The sequence below is a fragment of the Paenibacillus sp. Cedars genome, from assembly GCF_003184205.1.
Classification (GTDB): Bacteria; Bacillota; Bacilli; order Paenibacillales; family Paenibacillaceae; genus Paenibacillus_AQ; species Paenibacillus_AQ glucanolyticus.
Genome location: NZ_CP020866.1, coordinates 5,318,241 through 5,341,650, shown reverse-complemented (window position 1 = coordinate 5,341,650; position 23,410 = coordinate 5,318,241). Strand labels below are relative to the sequence as shown.

The following is a 23,410-nucleotide window of genomic DNA, read 5'->3' as shown; positions in this document are numbered from 1 at the left end:
GGCTGCATTCACTTGCCAAATTTCCGATTGCGGGTATGATTTAGGTATCCGTGCCTGCCTGCCCCATGCGGCTTCTCGGAAATGGGAATGATGGGAGTGAAGGAATCATGACAGAGCGTAACCGTACCCCTGTCCAGCAAATCCGTATCGGCATTATTGGAACCCAGACGATCGTTGACAAGATTTTGAAGGTCATTGAAACCTTTCCTTCCTTTGACCCTGTGCCGCTTGTATTTCAGGATGAGGCTGAAGCACCTGCCCTGGCTGAACGAATCGGAAGCGAGGTCGAGGTAATGTTCCTCTCGGATCCGTTGTCACAGCGTAAGGTGAAGGATCTCGGCCAAGTCGAAATTCCGGTTCATTATGTACCCGTTACGGACGCGGGGTTGTATAAAGCCCTGTTTTATGCCGGACAGAGGGGAAGGCTTGCAGGAGGAATATCGGTGGATACGTTAACAGAGGCGATGGTGGTTCGGACCATGAAGGATCTGGGCATTCCTGCTGTACAGGCTGTCATATACGATGGGCCTGCCTATGCCCCGAAGCAGAGCCTGATTGCCTTTCACCGGTCTCAATATGAATCCGGCACGAGTTCTGTTGCGTTTACCGGGGTTGAGTCTGTAGCCGATGAGCTGACACAGCTCGGGATACCGAATGAATGGCTGCTGCCTTCCGATCAGGATATTGTGGTATCGCTGGAACGGGCTTTGTTGTCTACGGCCTCCCGCCGGAGTCGGGAGGGCCAGATTGTGGTCGGCATGATCAATATAGATGATTTCGGCGCCCAGGCACTGCGAAGGAATAATGAGCATGAAGTCCAGAAGCTGAAGCTGGACATCCACCGAATGGTGCTGGATTATGTGGAGTCGCTTGATGGTTATCTGACCCATCTGGGCGGGGATGAGTATTTGTTTTTTACAACGCGGGGCATCTTCGAACGGGAAACCGGCGGCTACAAAACCATTCCCCTGGCCAAAGACGTGAACAAAACCTACGGCATTTCGCTCAGCATCGGCATGGGCTTCGGCCAATCGGCCAGTCTGGCGGGGACTAACGCACGCATCGCGATGCGCAAAGCGAAGGAGGTGGGCGGCAACGCCTGCTTCATCGTACGGGAAGATGGAACGCTGATTGGACCGCTGGAGATGGCCGATCCGGTGCAGGAGGTGTTGTCTTTTACCGATGCGGAGCTGATCAAGCGGGCAGAGGACGCAGGCATGACCAGCGCCTATTTAAGCAAACTGCTGAACCAGCGCGCACGCTCGGGTAAATACGAATACAAGGTCCATGAGCTTGCCCATCTGCTGGACATTACCGTTCGGAGTGCACACCGGCTGCTCCAGCTGTGGACGGACAATGATCTGGTCAAAATCGCGGGGATCGAGAAGGTGCCGCGGGGGAGACCCAGACAAATCTTCCGGTTCACCTTTCTGGAATAAGCTATCATAAATGCGCTATAATGGTAGATGAGGTGATGGTCTTGAAGAGTACGAGAACGAAAGCTAAGTTTTCCCGCTTTGAGAAAATCTTTATCTTTACGCTGCTGGGACTGGCAGCATCCTTCATTATTGCCTTCTTTGTACTTCGATATATTGTGCTGAACATTTCGTTTGCTCCCTGAGCTCAGGGAGCTTTTTTTCATGCATGGATAAGGGGTTCTGTACTTGTTGCGAAGAACCTAACGATAAAATCTCTCCCGAGAAGGAGACAACCGGAGATCATCTCGCATCAACCAATCTTATTTAAAGACGATTAAAAGATTTGTCTTTATATTGAGTAGGGCCGTATGATGAAGGGGAATCACATATCGGAGGAGGAGATTGTTGATGTTAACCGTTGCGGAATTAGAAGCAAAGCTGGCTGCGCCATCAGAGCAGCTTGTTACCGATCTGGCGTCTTTGGAGGGCGATATCCTTGTGCTGGGCGTCGGCGGAAAAATGGGCCCAAGCCTTGCGAGACTTGCGGCTAATGCCGTTCGTGAAGGCGGTGGCAGCAAGCGGATCATCGGGGTGTCCCGGTTTAGCAATGCCGAAGCCAGACGCGAATTGGAAGAGGCGGGCGTAGCGACCATTTCATGCGATCTGCTGAACGATGATGAGCTCCAGCAGCTGCCAGAAGCTGCCAATGTGGTCTACATGGCAGGGAATAAATTCGGCACAACGGGCCGTGAATATTTTACCTGGGCGATGAATGCCTATTTGCCGGGCCGGGTGGCCGAGAAATTCAAGACATCCCGCATGGTGGTGTTCTCATCGGGAAATGTGTATCCGTTCTCAGCGGTGAGCAGTGGCGGAGTCAACGAATCCGTGGCACCGGAGCCGGTCGGAGAGTACGCGCAGTCCTGCCTGGGAAGAGAGCGCGTCTTTGAGTACTTCTCTCACAAGAATGGAACTCCGATGGCGGTGTACCGTTTGAATTATGCGATTGATATGCGCTATGGCGTTCTTCATGAATTGGCCAAAACGATCCATGAGGATCGTCCGATTCACCTTGCGATGGGGCATGCGAATATGATATGGCAGGGGGATGCCAACGAAATGGCGCTCCGCTCACTCCTGCATTGCAGCACGCCGCCCGAAATCATTAACATTACCGGACCGGAGACGATGTCGATCCGCTGGGCGGCGCAGGAACTGGCCACACGAATGGGCAAGGAAGTGAGCTTTACGGGTACCGAGTCCGAGACGGCGCTCCTGAACAATGCTTCGAAATCTCACCAGCTGTTCGGTTATCCGAGGGTGTCTTTACTGCAGATGCTGGACTGGACCGCTGAATGGGTATTATCCGGCGGCGAAAGCTGGAATAAGCCGACTCACTTCCAAGAGAGAAAGGGGAAATTCTAATGAGCGGACAGGTCCCTACAGCCCAGCAGCTGGCGCCCGAGAAGCTGAAGGCCCTTCATGAAGGACTCGTTATTCCGGCGCACCCGCTTGCCTTGGATGAGAACCGGAGGCTGGATGAACGTCGCCAGCGGGCATTAACCCGCTATTATGCCGCCTCCGGTGCAGGAGGTGTTGCGGTTGGTGTTCATTCCACTCAATTCGAGATTCGAGACAAAGGCATCGATCTGTATGAACCGGTGCTGCGTCTTGCAGCAGAGGAAATTCGCAAGGCTGCGCCTGCTCGACCCTTTATCATGGTGGCCGGAGTCTGTGGTCCGACGGAACAGGCGGTGGAGGAGACGGAGGTTGCTCGCAGGCTTGGTTATGATGCGGTTCTTCTCAGTATGGGCGGCTTAAACGGCTGGAGCGAGGAGGACATTCTGGAGCGCACGGAGAGAATTGCGAGCATCATGCCGGTGATCGGATTCTATCTTCAGCCATCGGTTGGCGGCAATATCTTCTCGTTCGACTTCTGGCGAGCATTCGCTGAAATTCCGAATATCGTTGCTATCAAAATGGCTCCCTTCAACCGCTACCAGACGATTGACGTCGTTCGTGCCGTCTGTTATTCAAGCCGCAGCGAGGATATTGCGCTATATACGGGGAACGATGACAACATCGTTAACGATCTGCTGACAACGTATCGGTTCCGGGTGAACGGAACGATGGTCACCAAGCCGATTGTCGGCGGCCTGCTTGGTCACTGGGCGGTTTGGACGAATAAAGCGGTGAAGCTGCTGGAAGAGATCAAGGAAGCCCGCGGACAGGACCACCTTGCCAAGGAATGGCTGACCCGTAATGCCGAGGTCACGGATTCCAATGCAGCCTTCTTCGATCCTGCACATCAGTTTGCAGGCTGCATTCCAGGCATTCATGAGGTGCTCCGCAGACAGGGGCTGCTGCGAGGCACATGGTGCCTGAATCCGCATGAAACGCTGTCTTCGGGCCAATCCGCGGAGATTGACAGAGTTTACCGGGACTATCCGCATTTGAACGATGATGAATTTATTCAAGAGCACTTGGAAAGATGGCTCGCGGACTGATACAATGAGGGCAGAATAGTCGAAAGTGGGGAATCGCGCATGCGGTTTAAAGATGTATTTTCTATTATTGGGCCCAGTATGGTAGGGCCGTCCAGCTCTCATACCGCAGGGGCCGTGCGGATCGGCAGAGCTGCGCGGCGCATATTTGGAGCGTTCCCCGATCAGGCGGAAATTGTATTTTACGGTTCTTTTGCTGAAACCTACCGCGGTCACGGCACCGATCTGGCTGTCGTGGGCGGATTGCTCGATTTTGCCACGGACGATATGCGCATCCGGAATTCCATTGAACTTGCCGAAGCGGCAGGCATCGAACTCAAGTTCAGGACCGCACAGAATGTGGCCTTTCATCCGAATACCGTGGAGTTAAGACTGAAAGACGGGGAGCATACCGATATCATTGCAGGCGCTTCCATTGGCGGAGGCAGTGTGGAGATGCTGCGCGTGAATGGTTTTGACGTCAAGTTTACGATGAATTATCCGGTGCTGCTCGTCTTCCATGATGATACGCCGGGCATGGTCGCCCATATTACCAGACTCCTGGATGGCGGCGGCGTGAACATTGCCTATATGGATGTGGATCGTAAGGGAAGGGGCGGCGATGCCATGACGGTAGTCGAGTCGGATGAGGCGGTTCCTGTTGAGCTGATGAAGCATATTGAAGGACTGCCGAGTGTGCATCGCGTCGTAGTTGCGGATTTGACCGCAGAGGAGGTACAGTCATGAAATTCTCTACACTGGAGCAGATTATCGCATGCTGCCGGGAGGATCAGGTTACGATAGGCCAGCTCATGCTGAAGGAGCAGATCAAGGAGACCGGCAAGAGCGAGGAAGAGACATTCAAGCAGATGGCCGACTACTATGGCATCATGAAGGAAGCGGTCCACCGGGGAATTCATGAACCGGTCCCTTCCAAAAGCGGGCTGACCGGCGGGGATGCGGTTCGTGTTCATCAGTATATGAGCAGCGGCGTACCCGCGCTGGGCACCGATGCTTGTACGGCACTGGCTTATGCCTTGTCTGTATCGGAAGTGAATGCTTCAATGGGACGCATCGTGGCTACACCGACTGCGGGGTCATGCGGCATTATTCCCGGAGTGTTTGTCAGTACCCAGGAGCGGTTCGGCTGGGATGACGAGCACCTGGTTATGGGGCTGTTCAGTGCAGGCGCGATCGGATATGTGATTGCCAACAATTCCTTTATTTCCGGTGCTGAGGGCGGTTGTCAGGCGGAAGTCGGCTCGGCCATCGGCATGGCAGCAGGAGCATTGACAGAACTGCGGGGCGGCACGCCTGAGCAGGCCGTTCATGCTGTAGGCCTCGCACTGAAGAATTCCCTCGGGCTTATCTGTGACCCGGTCGGCGGTTTGGTGGAGATCCCCTGCATCGTGCGCAACGGCTTCGGTGCCGTGACGGCACTGGCAGCTTCAGACATGGCGCTTGCCGGCGTACGCAGTGTCATTCCATCCGATGAAGTGATTGACGTGATGCTGGAAGTGGGCACGGCCATGCCGTCCAAGCATAGGGAAACGGCGAAGGGCGGACTTGCACAGACACCGACAGGGAAAAAAATCCTGAAGGACCTGTACGGCAAGGAAGGCAAGAAACTGAGGGAAAAGGGTGCCAAAGCAAAAAAAGATCTACCGGCTGAGTGAACTTACATCCTCTGTGACCCGCTGCAATAGAACTCCCTAAGTGTTCTGCCCCGTAAATGTACGATGAAGAAGAGAAGAAATTTAACATGCTCCGTGAGGGATTTCGTTATGAAATCCCTCTATTTTTTTATCTATTTCTACCGCTTTAGCATTTTCCACATGTTAATAAAGCTTGATGCTGTGCGGGTTTTCAGCGCTCGAACCTCAAAAAGCGGAAAAAACAGCATCTCGCAGAAATACACTGCTTTACGAATGATGGAAGCGTTTTTATGATGTGGATGGGTGGAAAAAGACGTGCCGGAGAATCGGCAGCAGCTGCCTGAACCATTTTAGAATATTCCCTGTTTGGGATAGGGAGTTCACAACTTGAGGAGGAGTGATAGGGAGTATCTTGCATTGAACATGTTGTCAGCAGAATACAGCAGGCGAGAAAAGACGAGAAGAATGACGGGGGTAGAATAGCGATTGCGCACAGGTTCAGTCAGTGGAATTCAATGACAAAGAATAGATTTAGAGGAGGTAAGCACATGACAAAAAAATGGCTATGCATGGTACTTGTGTTCACATTCATCGTTTCGATGCTGGCAGCGTGCAGCGGGGGAGACAAAGGGGCCGCTCCGAAAGCGGGCGAAGAAACGGCACCGTCTCCTTCGGTACCGGCAAATCCTGACCAATACGGGGATACCGGCGGGCTTGCGCTTCCGCTCGTGGATAAACCAACCACGATTACGTGGATGGTTGCGAGCGAGAAGACCAATTTGAATGATTCCCTCATTGCCAAAGAAATAGAGAAACGGACGGGAATCAAGGTGAACTTTCAAGCATATTCACCGGCAACCTTCGCTGATAAATTGAGAGTGACGGTGGCCTCCGGCAAGCTCCCGGACGTATTCCACGGGCTTACGCCATCGGAACTTAAGAAGATCGGTCAGCAAAATGCGGTCGTGGCTATCAATGAATACATCGATATGCTGCCAAACTTCAAGAAATTGTATGTCGAGGAGAATCCGTGGGTCATATCGTCCTTCGGCGATCAAGAGGGCAATATTTACACCTGGCCGATTGCCAACATCAACCGCGACGTCAATCACGGTTTTCTGTACCGCAAGGATGTATTTGATGAAATTGGGATAAAAGAATGGAGCACGACGGAAGAATTCTATGAAGCTTTGAAAAAGCTGAAAGAAGCCCATCCGGACTCCTATCCCTACGCTTCGAAAACCAAAGAGTTCATCTTCCGTGATTGGTCTTACGGATGGGGGCTTGGAGGCAAAGATTATCCTACTTATTATGACGAGGCATCCAAGCAGTGGAAGTATGCCTCCATCCAGCCGGAACATAAAGAGATGATTGATTTCATGAAGAAGCTGTACAACGAAGGGTTGATGGACCCTGAATTTCTGACGGATACGGATGAGTCCTGGACAGCCAAGATGACATCCGGCAACAAGTCCTTCGTAACCTTTGACTGGATCGGCCGACTCGACCTGTTCTACAACCAGATTAAGGATCAGAACCCGAATTATAATCTCCGTTACGGCACGCCGGTTGGACCGACAGGCAACGGGGCTACGCTGCCCAAGATCGACAACAGTTTCAGTATTGCTGTAGCCAACAACGATAACAAGGAAGCAGCGCTCAAGCTTCTTGATTATTTAACAAGCCCGTCGGGTGCGACCCTTGTCACGACGGGGGTTGAAGGAGAGACATTCAAGATCGAAGGCGATAAGGCGGTTTATCCGGAGCTTACCGATGTACCGCTCGTGGACATTAAAGTGCTGGAGGACCGTTATGGATTGTGGCTGCAGGGGATGTATGTAAACTCCGACAAACGCAGTGTGTATTACAACTTTACGGAGAAGGAGCAGGAAGCGCAGGATAAGCGCCTGAATGCAGGCAACTTTGAGCCGTACGATCCCATCCTGAACTTTACGGATGAGGAAACATCGAAGATTGCCGAGCTTCATACCGCGCTCAACAAATCGGCGAATGAGTTCAATTCCAAATACATTCTGAACAAGAATTATGGAGATGCCGAGTGGCAGCAATGGCAGGCAGCGGCCGAGAAGCAAGGGGCTTCCCAATTGGTCGAAATTTTCAACAACGCACAGAAGCGATTTGATGAGGCAAATGCATCCAAGTAATGAAGACAGAATAAAGCTGCTCGTAGGCAGCATCCGTTCTTATACCGATGCTGCCCCTTCAGCTTTAAGGAGGTTACCCCATGGCCAGTGCAGGCACCAAAACGAATAATGCCCGGCCCCGTGCCGGATTTGCCAAGCGAACGACTGCAGCTTTTCAGCGTATCAAACGCGATAGACAGCTTCTGATATTGCTGATTCCCTGCCTGCTCTTTTACCTCATTTTCCGATATGGGCCGCTATACGGCATGATCATTGCCTTCAAGGACTACAGCGTGTTCACCGGCATATTGGAGAGTGATTGGGTGGGACTGAAGCATTTCGAGAAATTTTTCGGCAGCGCTGATTTTTGGATGCTGTTCAAGAACACCCTGCTGCTTGGCGTATACAATCTGATCTTCGGATTTCCGTTCCCGATCATTTTGGCAATTCTCCTGAACGAGGTGAGGATCAAATGGTTTAAGAAGTCGGTTCAGACGCTAAGCTACCTTCCCTCTTTCCTGTCCGTGGTCATTATCAGCAGCATGATTATCGATTTTCTCTCGCCCAATCAAGGCATCCTGAATCAGCTTCTGGCCTCCCTCGGGTTTGAGAAGAAATATTTCCTTATCGATCCGAATTGGTTCCGGACCATCTATGTGTCCTCGGATATTTGGGCTAACGTCGGGTACGAAGCGATTATCTATATGGCTGCCATCGCCGGGATCAGTCCTTCCTTGTACGAAGCAGCCAAAGTCGATGGTGCGAAGAGGCGCCATATGATATTCAGGATTACGATACCGGCCATAATGCCTACCATCATTATCATGTTCATTCTGAAGACCGGATCGATGCTCCGCATCGGCTATGAGAAGGTGCTGCTGCTCTACAACCCGATGACCTATGACGTGGCGGACGTATTCTCCACCTATGTGTATCGCAAAGGACTTCTGGAAGCGAATTACAGCTATGCGACTGCCGTTGGGCTGTTCGAGGCGCTGGTGGCTATGATCCTGCTCCTGTCGTCCAACTATTTAAGCAAGAGATTGGGAGGGAGCGGACTATGGTAAGCAAGCGGTTCAGACTCAGAAACATCTCCCTGTTTCATGTGATCAATACACTGATTCTGCTCAGTTTGGCCGTCGTGACGGTGTATCCGGTCATTTACATTACGGCGGTTTCACTCAGTTCAACCTCGGAGGTTGTGCAAGGCCATGTTACGTTGTTTCCCAGAGGGTTCAATCTGGAGGCGTACGCCCAGGTTCTTACGGATAATCGGGTTCCGCGGGCTTATCTGAACACGTTGATGTACACAGCGCTCGGAACGGCAATCAATCTGTTGCTGACAGCCATAGCAGCCTATCCGCTGGCGCGCAGGGATATGTTCGGCCGCAATTTCTTTTTGATGGCCATCATTCTGACCATGTTTCTGAATCCGGGAATTATCCCTAATTATCTCATTGTGTCGGAACTAGGGCTGATTGACAGCGTATGGGCACTTGTACTTCCGAATGCGATTTGGACCTTTGAGCTTCTGATCTTAAAAAGCTTTTATGAAAATATGTCTGAATCGCTGCGTGAAGCGGCCGTTGTGGATGGAGCGTCTGAATACCGTATCCTGTTCCAGATCGTGATTCCCCTCTCGAAGCCTGCACTGGCATCCATCGGGTTGTTTTATTTCATGGGGCATTGGAACAGCTTCTTTATCCCCATGATTTATCTGAATGATGCCAACATGTATCCGCTGCAGGTGGTGCTCCGGGACATGCTGATATTCAGTGAAGGCGGCAATAATGCAAGCCTGGTCGATTCCTCGGCATTGGCGCCGCAGGCCATGAAGAACGCTACGATTGTGTTGTCCATGATTCCGGTGCTGCTCATCTATCCGTTTGCCCAGAAGTATTTTGCGAAAGGGGTTATGCTGGGTTCGGAGAAGGGATGACAGGAAGGGACAAGGACCGCGCTTGTTGAATATGAAGGAATGACATCCAAGAGAGGTGATTCCGAATGAATCGATTGATCGCAAGCAGGGGGCTGCTTCAGATTTTTTTCGCTTTGCAGCTCGTCATCGGCATCATGTTCATATTCAATTACATTGTGTACAAAAATTCCATCAACGGAATTTATGACAAGGTGAGCGAGAACAACCGGATGGTGATCAAAAATATAATTCAGTCGTTCGACACCCACTTCTCCTCTGTAAACAATCTGATTTTTAACATTCACTCGCTTCCTTCGGACCGGGTGAAGCTGGATAACGGCTCGATGGACATGGAGAAGGTTATCTCGCTTCGGGACAGCATCGCAAGTTTTGCTTCGAACATGGATATCGTGGAGGATGTGATCGTTTCGTTTGACGATCATGATCTGGCGATTACGAGCCGCGGGACCAGCAATTTGGATGCCTTGTTCGACAGAAGGTACAAGTCCCAGAAGTTCAACTCCATGTTCTGGAAGACCTTCACCCGGTCGGAGCATGAGCTTACGGTCTTTCCCGCTGAGGTTTACGCGGATATGGCCAGCGGATTCGGAAGAAATCTGATGATCGCTGTCGACAGCAACAAGGTCAGGATGTCGAATAAGAACCTCATGGTTCTGATTAATGTGAACAAGCTGCTCAAGGGGATCGATCTGCATTCGATGATGCCAGGCGCCTCGCTTATCGTGATGGATGCGGACAAGAACGTCATTCTGAGCACGGAGGAGAATCTGGATCTGGTGGATATCCTGAACGATGTCTACTTCAATCCTTCCCAGGAGGCTTCCCTGACTCACGGCAACTATGAATACAACTTCTACAAATCGGACTATAACGGCTTCATCTATATAAACAAGCTGCCTTATAAGTTTCAGAATATCGATTCCGTCACAAACGCCAACCGGTGGATCATGTACGGCGCGATTGTGCTGGCCGCAATTCTCTCCTTGCTGCTGAGTATTTACCTGTACCGGCCGGTGAAGAACATTGTGAGCCTGCTCGGGGGCAGTTCGCTTAAAGGAAATGATTTTGTGAAAATTCAAAGCGGTATCATCAAGGTGCAGCGGGAGAATGAATCCCTGAAGAAGCAGATGGACCTGGTGGATGAAGATATTCGCCGCAGCGTATTCCTGCAGACGCTGGATGGTCATCACCATTCACGTGAGCAGGAAATGCAGATGCAGAAGCACTACACGCACTTTTTTCAGTGCCGTCATTTTATGATGGCGGCTGTCTATTTGCAGGCGTCGGGTAAGGAGGCAGTCAAGGCGGAATTTGTCTTGGAGGAGCTGACGGCTCAGATTCGCAGCAGCCTGCAGGAGCGTTATGGGCATGCGGTGGTTTATCATGTGGAACAGCTGAAATTCCTCGCGTTAATTGGCTTGGACCAGCCCTCGGAGCGCAGGCAGCTGGTACGGGGGTTCGAAGAATACATCGATATGTTCAACCGGGAGTTTGCCGATTCGTTTAAGGCATGGGGATGTGTCAGCAGGACCTATGAATCCAAGATCAGCAATTGCCGTGAAGCCTATCGGAACATTCAGGACGGTCAGTTGTACCGCAACGTGAATGCGGACACGGATATGGTGGATACCGAGCAGATCCGCTACGTGCCGGATCTTTATTATCCCCTCCAGCAGATTGAGAAATTGAGTAATTGCATGCTCAGCGGCAAGGTGGATGAAGGATTGCAGATTGTGAACGACATATTTCAGCACAATGTGAATCTTCAGATCCATCATCATCAGATGGTTCACGTCACGAAGAGTATGTTCTTTCTTGTCATGAAGCAGGCGGATTCGCCGTCTGCCGACCGCCATGAGCTGTTCCGGCTGGAGAGTGATTTCATCAGGAAGGTCGATCAGGCATTTACCTGTGAAGAACTTCAGAAGGCGCTGATCGAGGTGATGCGCGTGGTGGCAAATACGCGGAACCATGACCCGCGAAGCAAGCTGAATCCCGCATTCATCTCTCAATATATCGAACTTCATTATATGGAGAATTTGTATTTGGATCATATGGCTGAAGTGCTGGATACCAGTTCGAAATACTTTTCGAATTATTTCAAGAAAACATTTGGCGTGAACTACGTGGAGTATTTGAACAAGGTCCGATTATCGCATGCGCGGGAGTATCTTCGGAACACGGACTTAAGCATTGCCGAAATCGGAGAGAAGACGGGGTATTCGAACTCATCCACGTTTACAACAACCTTTAAGAAATATAGCGGCGTCTCGCCGAGCGAATATCGAAAAGCATCAGGAAAATAAAGCGAAGTGGGAGGGTTCGTATGAAAGCTGTGGCTACCATTCTTGGAGAAGTTATCGTGGATCAAATCGACAAGCCGGCCGGATTGCCGGCAGGTCATGTGCTTGTTCGTACCGAATATTCGGCGGTCAGCCCGGGTACGGAAATGATTTTTATTCGAAGAGCATCGGATCAAAAAGTCATCATGGGTTACAGCGCTGTCGGGATTATCGAGGCATTGGGCGCTGGCGTGGAGAGGCTTGCCATCGGGCAAAGGGTGGCCTGTTATGGGGCGCCTTACGTGCGTCATGCCCAGTGGCTTGCAGTGCCTTCCAACCTGACGGCTGCTGTCCCGGATGGGGTGGATCCGAAGGAGGCAGCCTTTGCCGGGCTTGGGGCGATTGCCATCCATGCCCTGCGAGTAGCGGATCTGCATTTCGGCGAATCGGCAGTGATTGTTGGTCTTGGCATACTCGGGCAGATGATTGCCCAGATTGCCCACGCGTCAGCCTGCCCTGTTGCGGGGCTAGATCTGAACCCGGAACGGGTGAAGGAGATGAAGCGGTATATTCCCTATGCGTATGACAGTCAGGAGCTGCTTGAGGAGCGGATTCAGCTTATGACCGGCGGACATGGAGTTGACAGCGTGATTCTGTGTGCGAGCGGACCTGGGGAGGAGCTCATGAACGCCTCGATGGGATGGATACGGGATAAGGGCAAAATCGTCATGGTCGGCGATTTATCCATGAGCTATTCCAGGGAAGCGATGTTTGGCAAGGAGGCACAGGTGCTCATATCGCGCGCAGGAGGTCCTGGCCGGTATGAAACGGATTATGAACTCCGCAATACGGATTATCCGATTGGTTTCGTGCGCTGGACGGAAGGGCGCAACATCGCCGAATATATTCGTCTCCTTGCCGAAGGGAGAATAACGGTTAAACCGCTGATCTCGCATGTAATCCCCGTGGATGAAGCGGGCAAGGCTTATGAGCGGTATGGTCCGGGATCTGCAACACTGGGAACGATTTTTAAATATGATGATGATCCAGTGGGTGCAGAAGCTTAATGCGGAACCCGCCGATATCGGGGTGGAATGGATATAACTGTCATTGCAAGCCATGCCTTGCAACAATCTGCAAAGAATAGAGAGTGGTAGCGGATAGCTGTCTCTTCAAGCCGTGTTTTCACTGCGGGAGGACAGCTTTTTTTCTTGCCCGGAATAAGGGGAATACACAAACTATCAATTTACAATAATATACAGTTATATTATAATAATAGTAGATATGGATATGCACTCTTTTTATATGAAAGAAGGTATATATCCGTTTTTATTGGTAGCGCATACATATAATCAGTCTCCTCGTTTCCAGCGATAATTGGGAAGGGTGGTGGTCGAATCCGAAACCGGTTTACCAGGTTGCCATGGTAATAGATTTCCTATTCGAAAATCAAAGGAGCGAAATTTGATGAAGCTATTCCGAAAATCAATTATTCGTAAATCTGTGGTATTGCTCTGTGCCGTGGTTATGGTTCTGCCAGCCGGATTGTCTATGGCGGCCAACAAGCCGTTTCCTCAGCATACAACCTATACGAGCGGCTCCATTAAGCCTAATCATGTGACACAGACTGTGATGGATAATGCGGTTCAGAGCAAGTGGAACAGCTGGAAGGGCTCGTTCTTGAAACCGGCTGCTTCAGGACAATATTACGTGAAATACAATTCCGCAGGGGAGACGGTGTCCGAGGCTCATGGCTACGGCATGTTATTCACCGTTCTCATGGCAGGGTATGACAATAATGCACAGACGTATTTTGATGGACTTTATCGTTATTATAAAGCGCACCCTAGTGATAACAATCCGTATTTAATGGCATGGAAACAGAACAGCAGCTTCCAGAATATCGAGGGAGCCAATTCGGCAACGGACGGCGACATGGACAGTGCTTATGCCCTTCTGCTTGCGGACAAGCAGTGGGGAAGCAGCGGCTCGATCAATTACCTGCAAGCGGCCAAAAATATCATTAACGCGATTATGAGCAACGACGTGAACCAGTCTCAATGGACGCTGCGGCTTGGCGATTGGGCTACGAGCGGTAACTACAACACCGCCACCCGCCCATCGGATTTCATGCTGAATCATATGAAGGCATTCCGGTCGGCCACAGGCGATGCTCGCTGGGATAACGTCATTAACAAGACCTATACCATCATCAATTCGATCTACAACGGTTACAGCTCGAATACCGGCTTGCTGCCGGATTTCGTTGTCATGTCAGGCAGTAATTATCAGCCTGCTGCAGCGGGATTCTTGGAGGGAGCAAACGATGGGAAATATTATTACAATTCATCCCGAACCCCTTGGCGGATAACAACCGATTACCTGATGACAGGCGATTCACGTGCACTGAATCAATTGAACAAAATGAACACCTTCATTAAATCAGCTACGAGCAGCAATCCGGCTAATGTTAAGGCAGGATATAATCTGAACGGCACCGCGCTGGTGACCTATAACAGCGGAGCCTTCTATGCACCGTTCGGCGTGAGCGCCATGACTTCATCCAGTCATCAGAGCTGGTTGAACTCTGTGTGGAGTTACACAACGAACGCATCTGCAGAGGGATATTATGAGGAGAGCATCAAGCTGTTCTCCATGATTGTGATGTCGGGTAACTGGTGGAGCTACTGAGTGATTCCCTGATTTAATTTCATTAAAATATAAAATAAAACCCTGATCCGTAATAGATCAGGGTTTTTAGGTCTTTCCTCCCATTATTATATTTGTTAATAAAAATAATGAGATTTAGGATTGATATTCCATAACAGGCAATGTTAATATCTTATCAAATATAAAACGTTTTATATTATTTTGAATTAAATGAACAAAGCTTCAAAAATTACATCTTCTTGGTTTTTTTATTTGTGAAAGGGTTTACAAAAAATGAAGTGAAGGGAGAATCGCATGCACCAGAACATGCTGCGTAAGACGGCTGCTGCAAGCTTGGCTGCAGCCTTATTGATTGGGGGGTTAACCTCTATGGGTCAGGGGGCGGTGGTGAGCAGTCCGGATGTGTACGCTGAGGCGGGAGCAAGCAAGAAGGCAGATAAGACGCCTGTATTCCGGGAAGCGTCCGTTCATGATCCGTCCGTCATCAAGACCGGGGATACATATTATGTGTTCGGTTCCCATCTGGCTGCGGCCAAATCGAAGGATCTGCTGAACTGGGATATGGTTGCATCGGGAGTCGCGAACGGCAACCCGTTGATCCCGAATGTAACGGAGGAACTGAAGGAGACACTCGCCTGGGCGCAGAGCGATACCTTGTGGGCAGCGGATGTGATTCAACTGGCTGACGGCAAATTCTATATGTATTACAACGCCTGCAAAGGAGATTCCCCGCGATCCGCTATGGGGGTCGCGGTTGCAGACCAGATCGAGGGACCTTATAAGGACACGGGCATTATTCTGAAATCCGGCATGTGGAATGAGATCAGTGAGGATGGAACCGTCTATGATGCCACCAAGCACCCGAACGTGGTAGATCCGGATGTATTCTTCGATAAGAACGGCAAGCTGTGGATGGTATACGGCTCATACTCCGGCGGCATTTTCATTATGGAGATGGATGCCAAGACAGGCAAGCCGCTGCCTGGACAGGGATATGGCAAGAAGCTGCTCGGCGGCAATCACAGCCGGATTGAAGGGCCGTACATGCTCTACAACCCGGAGACGGACTATTATTATCTGTATCTTTCGTACGGCGGCTTGGATGCGGCTGGAGGTTACAATATGCGGGTCGTTCGTTCAAAAAGTCCGGATGGTCCCTTCTACGATGCAGAAGGCAACGATATGAGAGAGGTGAAGGCGGATCCTGCGCTTCCGCTTTTTGATGACCGGTCGATTGAACCGTACGGCGTGAAGCTGATGGGAAACTATTTGTTTCAACGCTTGATTGGTGATCCGGGAACGGGAATCGGAACGGGAGCCGTATCCCCAGGACATAACTCCGTTTATTATGATGAGCGGAGCGGAAGAACATTTCTTATTTTTCACAGCCGATTCCCGCTGCGGGGAGAAGAGCATGAGATTCGGGTGCATGAACTGTACATGAATGAGGAGGGTTGGCCTGTAGCGGCACCATACCGATACGCGGGCGAGGAAGCGAAGCATAACCATAAGATTACGCCGAATGATGCGGCTGGAGAATACAAGCTGATTCATCACGGCAAAGATATCTCAGCTGCCATGAAAGAATCCGTATCCATTGAGCTTCATAAGAACGGCAAAGTCACGGGTGGAGCAGCGGGCACATGGAAGATCAGCGGAAAACGGGATGTGCAGCTTACGCTGGATGGAGTGGGTTATACAGGGGTGCTCGCCGAGCAGTGGGACCCTGATGCGAAGCGGCAGGTGATGACCTTTACGGCTCTTTCAGCGGATGGGGCGGCCGTGTGGGGCGCGCGTCAGCTTGACCGGAGTGATAAGGAGACGGTGAATGCAGTGAAGAAGGATCTGTCCATAGGGGACGTGAGCGGTATTTTTTACGATCTGACCCTGCCTTCCCAGGCTTCGGGTGGAACGGTCATTGGCTGGAGTTCCTCTCATCCGGAAGTTATAACCGCAAGCGGTAAGGTGAAGCGCCCTGCTGCGGGGACAGGGGATGCCAAGGTTACATTGACCGCTCAAATTACAAAGGGCAAATCAAAGGCTTCCAGAGCCTTTGAAGTGAACGTCTTGCAGCAGCCGGCAGGTCCGCTGCTGCTGAACTACCCATTCAGTGAGAATAAGGGCAATGCGGTGTTAGACAGCTCAGCTAATGGATTTCATGGCAAGGTGGTTGGAGGCGTCCAGTGGAACGAGCAGAGCCGGCAAGGCGGCGGGATGGAGTTCAACGGCACGGATGGCTATATTGAGCTGCCAAATCAGGTGACCGATACCGAGGACTTTACTTTTGCGGCCTGGGTATATTGGAAGGGAGGAGCTCCGTGGCAGAGAGTGCTGGATGCAGGGAACGGACTGGCCCGGCATATGTTCTTGACGCCATCCCAGCACTCCGGTGTGCTGCAATTCACGCTGCATGGAAGTGGTGGAGATCAGAGCCTCTTGTCTGCCGTACCATTGCCGACCAATGAATGGACTCATGTTGCAGTCACTTTGCAAGGAGATACAGGCAAGCTGTACGTGAATGGTCAAGTCGTTGCGTCAGGAGACTATATGAAGCTGAATCCGAACGAGCTGCTGGCAACGGAAGTTTATTTGGGCAAAAGCCGGTTTGCGGCCGATCCTTATTTTAACGGCAGTCTGGATGAGGTACGGATCTATAACAAGGCCCTGACCGTAGAGGAGATCAAAAAGCTGGCGGAATAGGGGGCGATGATCCTAATCCAAGGGGTATCTCCTTTTTTACAAGTTGATGGCGTGCAGACAATGTCTGCACGCTTTTTTTGACTTGAATTTACGGGTGATGAAGTGCTGCCAGGCATTAGGAAACAGACTTCCATGGTTGCCAAACAGCGGATGGGGTAGCCGGTATGAGTAGTTAAATAATGGTTGACAGATAGGGGATAATCATATATCTTTAAATCAAGATAAATAACTATATAAAAGTTAGTGGATTGAAAGTGGTAAGTTTTGGCGAATGCCTCATAGTTAACCTTGTAAATGGTTTAATTAACGCAACTAAAGAGCAAGGGCAAGTGTGATGTACATAACTTCAATATAAACGATAAAGGTAGAAAATAATAAGAATGGGAACTGGCGATCAGATGAAACCCATGCATATGAAGACCGAACTTGCACCGGGCTGCAGCGAATAGTTATGAATTCGAACTGTATTTGATGGATGCTGTATTTTTTATAATTAATAGGATGAATTAGGAGTTGTATAGATATGAGTGATCTGACATCGTTGATTAAGAGCCGGAGGTCGGCTAATCTGTTTATTGAAGGAATCGAAATTCCGGACAAGGATTTGAATGAAATATTTAATGAGGTTAAATACGCTCCTTCGGCGTTTAATTTACAGCACACGCATTATGTTGTGGTGAAGGATCCCGATATCAAGCACCAAATTTACGAAGCGGCCCACAAACAGTACAAGATCCACACCGCCTCTGCCGTCATCGTTGTGTTTGGAAACAAGCTCGCCTATGAGGACATCGGAAGAATGAATGAGGGTTTCTTGAACCTCGGAGTGATCGATAAACTGGAGTTTGATATGACGGTTGAATCGGTGACGGATTTCTATGAAGCGGGCGGAGACTCTTTTATGAGGGAAGAGGCCATTCGTAATGCAAGCCTGTCCTCGATGCTGCTGATGATGGTAGCCAAGGACAAGGGCTGGGATACCTGCCCGATGATCGGATTTGATCCTGAAGTTTTGCGGAAGACATTAAATGTTCCGAATTCCTACGTACCTGCGATGTTGATTGCCATCGGCAAGGAGGATACCAGAAAGCCCCGCCCCCGCGGCTATCGCAAGCCGGTATTGGAATTTGTAAGCTATAATCAGTTTTAAGTTATCCAGGGTACGCGTAAGAGCTCTCACTCAAGGTCTCAAGATCTGAGGCGGGAGCTTTTTTGCTTATAACAATAAACATTCCCTTGCGGAATGACGATGATGAATATAAAGAGATAGATGGCAGTACAAATCCTAAATACAGTGGGGTCATTATCTATATATAGGGGGTGAATGAATTGAATATCGGCAAGCTGTATAAGCAGTATGGACTGACTCTTGCTTTGGCTGTACTGACGATCCTGTTAACAGTTGCTTGCAGCAAGGAGGAGCCATCATCTGTGCAGCCAACGTCCGCTGCCTCCATACCGAATGCCGGGAAATCCGTCAGAGAAGAATCGGAGACGTCAGCATCGGCTAAGGAATCGTTGCGTACGGCATTCCGGCAAGAAGAACAAGTCGATCGCCAGGCGGAGCAAGGGTCCGAGCCAAAAGGGGATACCAACAGGAATCCGATTGAGGCGGTTCTCCGAATGTACGAGGCGCTTCAGGCTGACGATTCCGAATCGTATTTCCAGCATGCCGACATTCCGAGTGTCCGGATTTCCCCGGCCAAGCTGAAGGTATTAATCGAAGAGGCCGGCAAACGGGAAGTGCGGCCGGAACGCTTCATGGTTTTCGATAAAGAGATGCTGGATCAGGCAAGCCGCCAGCTGCTTGCGATTACGTACGGCAGTCAGGCCGAGATTGTGCTGGAGGAGCTCAGTCAGGGGGACCACAACCTGTGGTTCGTGACGGCGTTCACGGATGGGCTTAAAGTGGTAGAGCAATCCACGATTTACCCGGGAGCTTACGAGCTTGGCAGAGAGGCGGCGATGGAGGAGCTCATTGCTGTGGAAATTCGTCATACCGCGGAAGACAGGGCATTTCTGGCAGCGAAAGCGAAGATGCCTGTCTTGACCCCGGTGCAGACGGTTTCTTTGCTGTATCAGGCGGCTCAAGCCGAGGATCAGGAGACCTTTTACGCCATATCGGGGGGGGCCGAAGGTTATTTCTCCGGTCATTATGTCCAGGACATGGTGGAGTTTACGGAATGGATGAAGTCTTTTGAGAGCGTACAGCATGTCCGGATCGAACCTGTTTCGAAGGAGAACATTGCCGAAAATTATAGAGTGGAATTCGATAAGCGTTTTGGTTCAGCCTGGCAATTCATTGTGGCTTGGGGTTCGGAGGGTGAAGCAAGTTATCAGGGAACATACTGGATCATGGCTCCCGGCGGGGACGAAAGCCGGTATGTGGTGAGGCAGGTGCTTACAGCCAATTTGGAATCATTTTTCAGATGATGGACTAACTATCTACATAATCGAGTACAGCACAGGAACCCCTGCTCATGAAGAGCAGGGGTTCCATGTCTTAATGTAAGGCACCATCACGGCTGAAGATTTTGGAGTTTATCCATGGTTTCGTTTATTTTATTGATGGTCTGAGCGATGTTGGAGTTCTGGAAATCGGTGACCCCGTTCTGGATTTGATCCATGTAGCCGTTAATGTCCGTTAGCAAAGTGTCGTTTAATGCGACAAGCTGTTCATGGATCGTCTGCGCAAAGGCAGGAGCTTCAATCCCGTTAAACTCCGAGATTCGGGTTTTCATCGCTTCAAGTTCCTTGGTTAGCGTTTCCTGAGCGTCTGCATTTGTTGCAGCCTGTTGTGCGAGCTCCGGAATGGACTCGGCGAACTGGGCAGCCTCATTCATAAAAGTGGTTGCTTCTTGAGTGTAATCCAGCGAATTGTTCACATTGTCCACCAATGAACAGCCGGAGAGGACACCCAGAACAAGTGAAATTAACAATAATCTTTTGATCATCTCTCATCCTCCTGTATAAACAGCAAGTTCTTATAGGTTGTATACGGATGACTCAGACAATGGTTGTATTTTTTTATAAGGATGAGGCTGGGGGTTCCCTGGTAAAAAAAGGCGGACAGCTGGATTTCCGAGGAATGGGTTAGCGAGAGAAGGGGGTTAGATTCTGCCCAGCAGATCGCGGATCCATTCCATGAAAACTTGAAGAAGACCGTCGGGCCTTGGATTACCGGATGATTGGACGAGCTTCTCCGGCAGAATGCCTTCACCCAAAGCCGTAACGTCAACGGATGAGGAAAGACCGGTATTTCCGCATAGACGGGGTTTGAGTCTCTTCTCGCTCTTGTCCACGAATACGATATATTCTTTGCCCGGCTCGAAGGATTCCCAGCCATTGGAATACAGCTTGACGGTGGAGGAGGTATGCTCTCCTTTCCACCATTCGGATACCTGAAACTCATAATGGGTTTTGGACATGTCGGCTTCGGGGTTAGATGAGGTCAAGGTGCCCCTAAATACCGTGTCTGATATTTTCAATTCCTCGGTAACCTCTCTAGGCTCCGCACAAGATAGCGCAGAAACCTTGGTGTTATCGATGCCAAGCCATAATCCGACAACGAGGGACAGACTGACCGCAATGAGGATGCCCTTTTTCATTTTGGAGTGCTCCTTTTTTTTGGGAGATGGATACATATGTAGACGTGTCCGATAGGGGCATTGTTGCAGCCTTATGAAAATGATAAGGGAGTGTAACTGTTTCACGCATAAACCAAATACTCCGCAAGCCGGCCGGCCTGCGGAGCTGGAGTTCATTCCCGAAAATCGGTTGGTGGTCAATAACGATAGTATGACCCAAGAACTGAAATCAGGGTTAAATTTGCCTGGCTTCCAGCTGTTTGGCGATGATGGACAGAAGATAATTCAGCGTGAAGTACAATAGCGATGCAAAGACAAGGGCCGGTATAACGTAGGAATAGCTGGAGCCGCTTAGAATCTGCACGTTACGCATCAGCTCAGGCAGCGAGATGATGACAGCGAGCGAAGTATCCTTAATGAGCGAAATGAACTGGCTGACCATGGGCGGGGACATTCGGCGCAGTGCCAGCGGGAGAATCACATGCCTCAATGTCTGCATATAAGAGAGACCCGAGGCCCGTGCCGCCTCGATCTGGCCTTTATCTACCGATACAAGACCGCTGCGGACAATCTCCGCTATCATGGCCCCTTCGAAAATGCTCAGCCCGACCACAGCCGCCCAAAAGGTTGGAATGCGAATCCCTGTCTGCGGCAGCACCATGCCGATGAAGAAAATGATCAGCAGCAGCGGCAGGTTGCGGATTATATCCACGAAAAAGGCCGTTGTCCGTGATAGGAAGGGGGTTCGCGTATACCTTACAGTCCCGAGTACGGTTCCAATAATGAAGCTGAATATAATCGATAAGCCGGCAACCTGCACCGTGATCCAAAAGCCTTGAAGGAGATATCGCAGATTCGGCCAGGAGTACGCACCGATAAAATCCATCTCATGCCACCTCCTGTTTAATAGGCGAACTTCGTGTTAACGTCAATTGCTTCTCGCAAATCGGCGCTCCATGTAGTGGACGGCCAGACTGAGCGGAACGGTCAGGAGAAGATAGAACAGGGCTACAAACGTGTAGACAGGTATGCCCTTAAAGGTGCTTAGATTAATAAGATCGGCATAATACATCAGATCGAGTCCTGCGATAACGCCCAAAACAGAGGAGTTCTTAACTAAATTAATCAATTGATTGCCGATAGCCGGGAGTACGATTTTGACCGCCTGGGGAAGAATGATGTAGCGCATGTTCTGGACATAACTCAGCCCGGAGGACCGTGCGGCCTCGGTCTGTCCTGACGGTACCGCCTGAATGCCTGCCCGAATGGCTTCGGCGATGAAGGCCGCTGTATACACCATCAATCCGAGCGTCCCTGAGGTGAACGGATCAACCGGCACACCCAGAGCAGGGAGACCCAGGAAAAAGAAAAATACAACCACCAGGAGCGGAATGTTGCGGATAAACTCCACATAGATGGCACCGATGGCCTTTAGTATGCGGAATGGGGCAATGCGCAGAATGGCAATGAGTGTGCCCAGCACCAAGCTGCCAATCAGCCCGAACAGGCTGGCCAGAATAGTCTGACCCAGGCCTGCCATGAATTGATCCCAATGCTCAACCAGAATGTTAAAATCCCACAAGGTCAAAATGCCTCACCTCCAATTGGGGATTAAAATTGATGGGCCGGTCGGAAGAGAAGGTCCCCTCCCTAAGGAAGATCCCTTATCATTAGAAGCAAGTCTTCTGGAACCGACCCGGCCATTACATGTGACAGTTATTCCGGTTTAACGCCCATCCACTGTTCGTACAGCTTGTCGTAATCGCCGCTATCCTTCATTTCCTTCAACAACTCGTTAACGGTTTTCACAAACTCGGGATTCCCTTTCTTGATTGCCATGCCGTATGGCTCATCCGTAAAGTTGCCGCCGACCAGTTCAAAGCTGGGGTCCTGCTGCTGCATGCCGAGCAAAATCGAATTGTCGGTGGTCAGGGCATCACCCTGCCCTGCTTTGAGAGCGGTAAAGGCGTCCTGGTAATTCTCGAATTCCAGGATTACGGCGTCAGGGGCTTTCTCACGGATGTTCTGCGCGGAGGTGGAGCCCTTCACGGTGAGTACCTTCGTATCCTTGTTCAGGCTTTCGAGTCCTGTAATGGGGCTGCCCTTTTTCACCAGCAAGGATTGGCCAGCTTCAAAATACACATCGCTGAAATCCACCTGTTCCTTGCGTTCCTCCGTAATGGTCATGGTGGCGATAATGATATCGATGTCCCCGTTCTTGAGCATATCGATCCGCGTTTTGGAGGTAACCTCCTTCAGCTCGACTTTGGTTTCATCACCAAGAATCTTCTTGGCAAGCGCTTTGGCGATGTCGATATCAAAACCCTCCACATTGCCGGTGGCCGGGTCCTGAAGTCCAAACAGCTTCGTATCATATTTCACGCCCGCCACCAGTTTGCCCCGTTTCTTGATGGCATCCAGGGTGTCTGTATTGCCGGAGCCTCCGCATCCTGATGCGATCAGCATCATAATTAGCGACAGAATCGCCGCGCTCCATCGGAACTTCCTTGTAAACCTGTTCTTCATACTTCA

20 protein-coding genes are annotated in these 23,410 nt (G+C 50.5%); 15 read left to right on the top strand and 5 right to left on the bottom strand.

Translation table 11 applies throughout. The features are described from left to right. Positions 1-107 precede the first annotated feature (107 nt). From B9D94_RS26065 to B9D94_RS26000, 15 genes are all read left to right on the top strand, one after another. Complete coding sequence (locus B9D94_RS26065) at positions 108-1,439, top strand: hypothetical protein (RefSeq protein WP_063478442.1); 1,332 nt, start codon at positions 108-110, stop codon at positions 1,437-1,439. Between the two features lie 41 nt (positions 1,440-1,480). Then, positions 1,481-1,621 (top strand): hypothetical protein, encoded by a 141-nt coding sequence (locus B9D94_RS31190; protein ID WP_006207870.1) that lies wholly within the window; start codon positions 1,481-1,483, stop codon positions 1,619-1,621. Between the two features lie 205 nt (positions 1,622-1,826). Beyond that, complete coding sequence (locus B9D94_RS26060) at positions 1,827-2,843, top strand: NAD-dependent epimerase/dehydratase family protein (RefSeq protein ID WP_006207871.1); 1,017 nt, start codon at positions 1,827-1,829, stop codon at positions 2,841-2,843. Beyond that, a complete protein-coding gene (locus B9D94_RS26055; protein WP_006207872.1) occupies positions 2,843-3,925 on the top strand; it encodes a dihydrodipicolinate synthase family protein in 1,083 nt (360 codons plus the stop codon). Before B9D94_RS26060 ends, B9D94_RS26055 begins: the two co-directional genes overlap by 1 nt. A gap of 39 nt (positions 3,926-3,964) precedes the next feature. Beyond that, complete coding sequence (sdaAB, locus tag B9D94_RS26050; protein ID WP_006207873.1) at positions 3,965-4,648, top strand: L-serine ammonia-lyase, iron-sulfur-dependent subunit beta; 684 nt, start codon at positions 3,965-3,967, stop codon at positions 4,646-4,648. Next, positions 4,645-5,577, top strand: a complete 933-nt coding sequence (sdaAA, locus tag B9D94_RS26045) for an L-serine ammonia-lyase, iron-sulfur-dependent, subunit alpha (protein WP_063478445.1) — start codon at positions 4,645-4,647, stop codon at positions 5,575-5,577. Before sdaAB ends, sdaAA begins: the two co-directional genes overlap by 4 nt. Positions 5,578-6,104: 527 nt before the next feature. Next, complete coding sequence (locus B9D94_RS26040; RefSeq protein ID WP_148248351.1) at positions 6,105-7,721, top strand: extracellular solute-binding protein; 1,617 nt, start codon at positions 6,105-6,107, stop codon at positions 7,719-7,721. Between the two features lie 80 nt (positions 7,722-7,801). Beyond that, positions 7,802-8,767 (top strand): ABC transporter permease, encoded by a 966-nt coding sequence (locus tag B9D94_RS26035; RefSeq protein WP_148248350.1) that lies wholly within the window; start codon positions 7,802-7,804, stop codon positions 8,765-8,767. Next, a complete protein-coding gene (locus B9D94_RS26030) occupies positions 8,761-9,639 on the top strand; it encodes a carbohydrate ABC transporter permease (RefSeq protein ID WP_006207879.1) in 879 nt (292 codons plus the stop codon). The genes B9D94_RS26035 and B9D94_RS26030 overlap by 7 nt, the downstream gene beginning before the upstream one ends. 65 nt (positions 9,640-9,704) lie before the next feature. After that, complete coding sequence (locus B9D94_RS26025) at positions 9,705-11,945, top strand: helix-turn-helix domain-containing protein (protein ID WP_148248349.1); 2,241 nt, start codon at positions 9,705-9,707, stop codon at positions 11,943-11,945. Between the two features lie 20 nt (positions 11,946-11,965). Next, entirely contained in the window at positions 11,966-12,988 is a 1,023-nt protein-coding gene (locus B9D94_RS26020; protein ID WP_148248348.1) for a zinc-dependent alcohol dehydrogenase, read from the top strand. 400 nt (positions 12,989-13,388) lie between these two features. Then, positions 13,389-14,612, top strand: coding sequence for a family 8 glycosyl hydrolase (locus B9D94_RS26015; RefSeq protein ID WP_148248347.1), 1,224 nt, complete (start codon positions 13,389-13,391; stop codon positions 14,610-14,612). Between the two features lie 273 nt (positions 14,613-14,885). Continuing rightward, entirely contained in the window at positions 14,886-17,291 is a 2,406-nt protein-coding gene (locus tag B9D94_RS26010; protein ID WP_148248346.1) for an arabinan endo-1,5-alpha-L-arabinosidase AbnB, read from the top strand. A gap of 523 nt (positions 17,292-17,814) precedes the next feature. Next, positions 17,815-18,441 (top strand): nitroreductase family protein, encoded by a 627-nt coding sequence (locus tag B9D94_RS26005; RefSeq protein WP_006207884.1) that lies wholly within the window; start codon positions 17,815-17,817, stop codon positions 18,439-18,441. Between the two features lie 179 nt (positions 18,442-18,620). Beyond that, positions 18,621-19,724: a hypothetical protein gene (locus tag B9D94_RS26000; protein WP_253806047.1), complete on the top strand. Its 1,104-nt coding sequence runs from the start codon at positions 18,621-18,623 to the stop codon at positions 19,722-19,724. An 86-nt stretch (positions 19,725-19,810) separates the two neighbouring features. On the opposite strand, the gene B9D94_RS25995 is transcribed toward B9D94_RS26000, so the two are convergent. From B9D94_RS25995 to B9D94_RS25975, 5 genes are all read right to left on the bottom strand, one after another. Further along, the gene (locus B9D94_RS25995; RefSeq protein ID WP_036643928.1) at positions 19,811-20,245 is read right to left on the bottom strand and encodes a DUF6376 family protein; all 435 of its coding nucleotides are present in this window, start codon (positions 20,243-20,245) and stop codon (positions 19,811-19,813) included. 156 nt (positions 20,246-20,401) lie between these two features. Continuing rightward, complete coding sequence (locus tag B9D94_RS25990) at positions 20,402-20,899, bottom strand: hypothetical protein (protein ID WP_148248345.1); 498 nt, start codon at positions 20,897-20,899, stop codon at positions 20,402-20,404. 214 nt (positions 20,900-21,113) lie between these two features. Continuing rightward, positions 21,114-21,764 carry an amino acid ABC transporter permease gene (locus tag B9D94_RS25985; protein WP_006207889.1) on the bottom strand — a complete coding sequence of 217 codons (651 nt, stop codon included), beginning with the start codon at positions 21,762-21,764 and terminating at the stop codon, positions 21,114-21,116. A gap of 42 nt (positions 21,765-21,806) precedes the next feature. Continuing rightward, on the bottom strand, positions 21,807-22,466 hold the full coding sequence (locus B9D94_RS25980) for an amino acid ABC transporter permease (RefSeq protein WP_006207890.1): 660 nt from the start codon (positions 22,464-22,466) through the stop codon (positions 21,807-21,809). A gap of 128 nt (positions 22,467-22,594) precedes the next feature. Further along, positions 22,595-23,404 carry a glutamate ABC transporter substrate-binding protein gene (locus B9D94_RS25975; protein WP_006207891.1) on the bottom strand — a complete coding sequence of 270 codons (810 nt, stop codon included), beginning with the start codon at positions 23,402-23,404 and terminating at the stop codon, positions 22,595-22,597. Between the last annotated feature and the right edge of the window lie 6 nt (positions 23,405-23,410).

Coding starts and splice junctions, on each gene's coding strand:
- B9D94_RS25985 (WP_006207889.1), bottom strand. CDS start 21,764: ATGGATTTTATCGGTGCGTACTCCTGGCCGAATCTGCGATATCTCCTT.
- B9D94_RS26065 (WP_063478442.1), top strand. CDS start 108: ATGACAGAGCGTAACCGTACCCCTGTCCAGCAAATCCGTATCGGCATT.
- sdaAA (WP_063478445.1), top strand. CDS start 4,645: ATGAAATTCTCTACACTGGAGCAGATTATCGCATGCTGCCGGGAGGAT.
- B9D94_RS26005 (WP_006207884.1), top strand. CDS start 17,815: ATGAGTGATCTGACATCGTTGATTAAGAGCCGGAGGTCGGCTAATCTG.
- B9D94_RS26035 (WP_148248350.1), top strand. CDS start 7,802: ATGGCCAGTGCAGGCACCAAAACGAATAATGCCCGGCCCCGTGCCGGA.
- B9D94_RS25975 (WP_006207891.1), bottom strand. CDS start 23,404: ATGAAGAACAGGTTTACAAGGAAGTTCCGATGGAGCGCGGCGATTCTG.
- B9D94_RS26030 (WP_006207879.1), top strand. CDS start 8,761: ATGGTAAGCAAGCGGTTCAGACTCAGAAACATCTCCCTGTTTCATGTG.
- B9D94_RS26040 (WP_148248351.1), top strand. CDS start 6,105: ATGACAAAAAAATGGCTATGCATGGTACTTGTGTTCACATTCATCGTT.
- B9D94_RS26025 (WP_148248349.1), top strand. CDS start 9,705: ATGAATCGATTGATCGCAAGCAGGGGGCTGCTTCAGATTTTTTTCGCT.
- sdaAB (WP_006207873.1), top strand. CDS start 3,965: ATGCGGTTTAAAGATGTATTTTCTATTATTGGGCCCAGTATGGTAGGG.
- B9D94_RS26055 (WP_006207872.1), top strand. CDS start 2,843: ATGAGCGGACAGGTCCCTACAGCCCAGCAGCTGGCGCCCGAGAAGCTG.
- B9D94_RS26010 (WP_148248346.1), top strand. CDS start 14,886: ATGCACCAGAACATGCTGCGTAAGACGGCTGCTGCAAGCTTGGCTGCA.
- B9D94_RS26020 (WP_148248348.1), top strand. CDS start 11,966: ATGAAAGCTGTGGCTACCATTCTTGGAGAAGTTATCGTGGATCAAATC.
- B9D94_RS26060 (WP_006207871.1), top strand. CDS start 1,827: ATGTTAACCGTTGCGGAATTAGAAGCAAAGCTGGCTGCGCCATCAGAG.
- B9D94_RS26015 (WP_148248347.1), top strand. CDS start 13,389: ATGAAGCTATTCCGAAAATCAATTATTCGTAAATCTGTGGTATTGCTC.
- B9D94_RS25990 (WP_148248345.1), bottom strand. CDS start 20,899: ATGAAAAAGGGCATCCTCATTGCGGTCAGTCTGTCCCTCGTTGTCGGA.
- B9D94_RS25995 (WP_036643928.1), bottom strand. CDS start 20,245: ATGATCAAAAGATTATTGTTAATTTCACTTGTTCTGGGTGTCCTCTCC.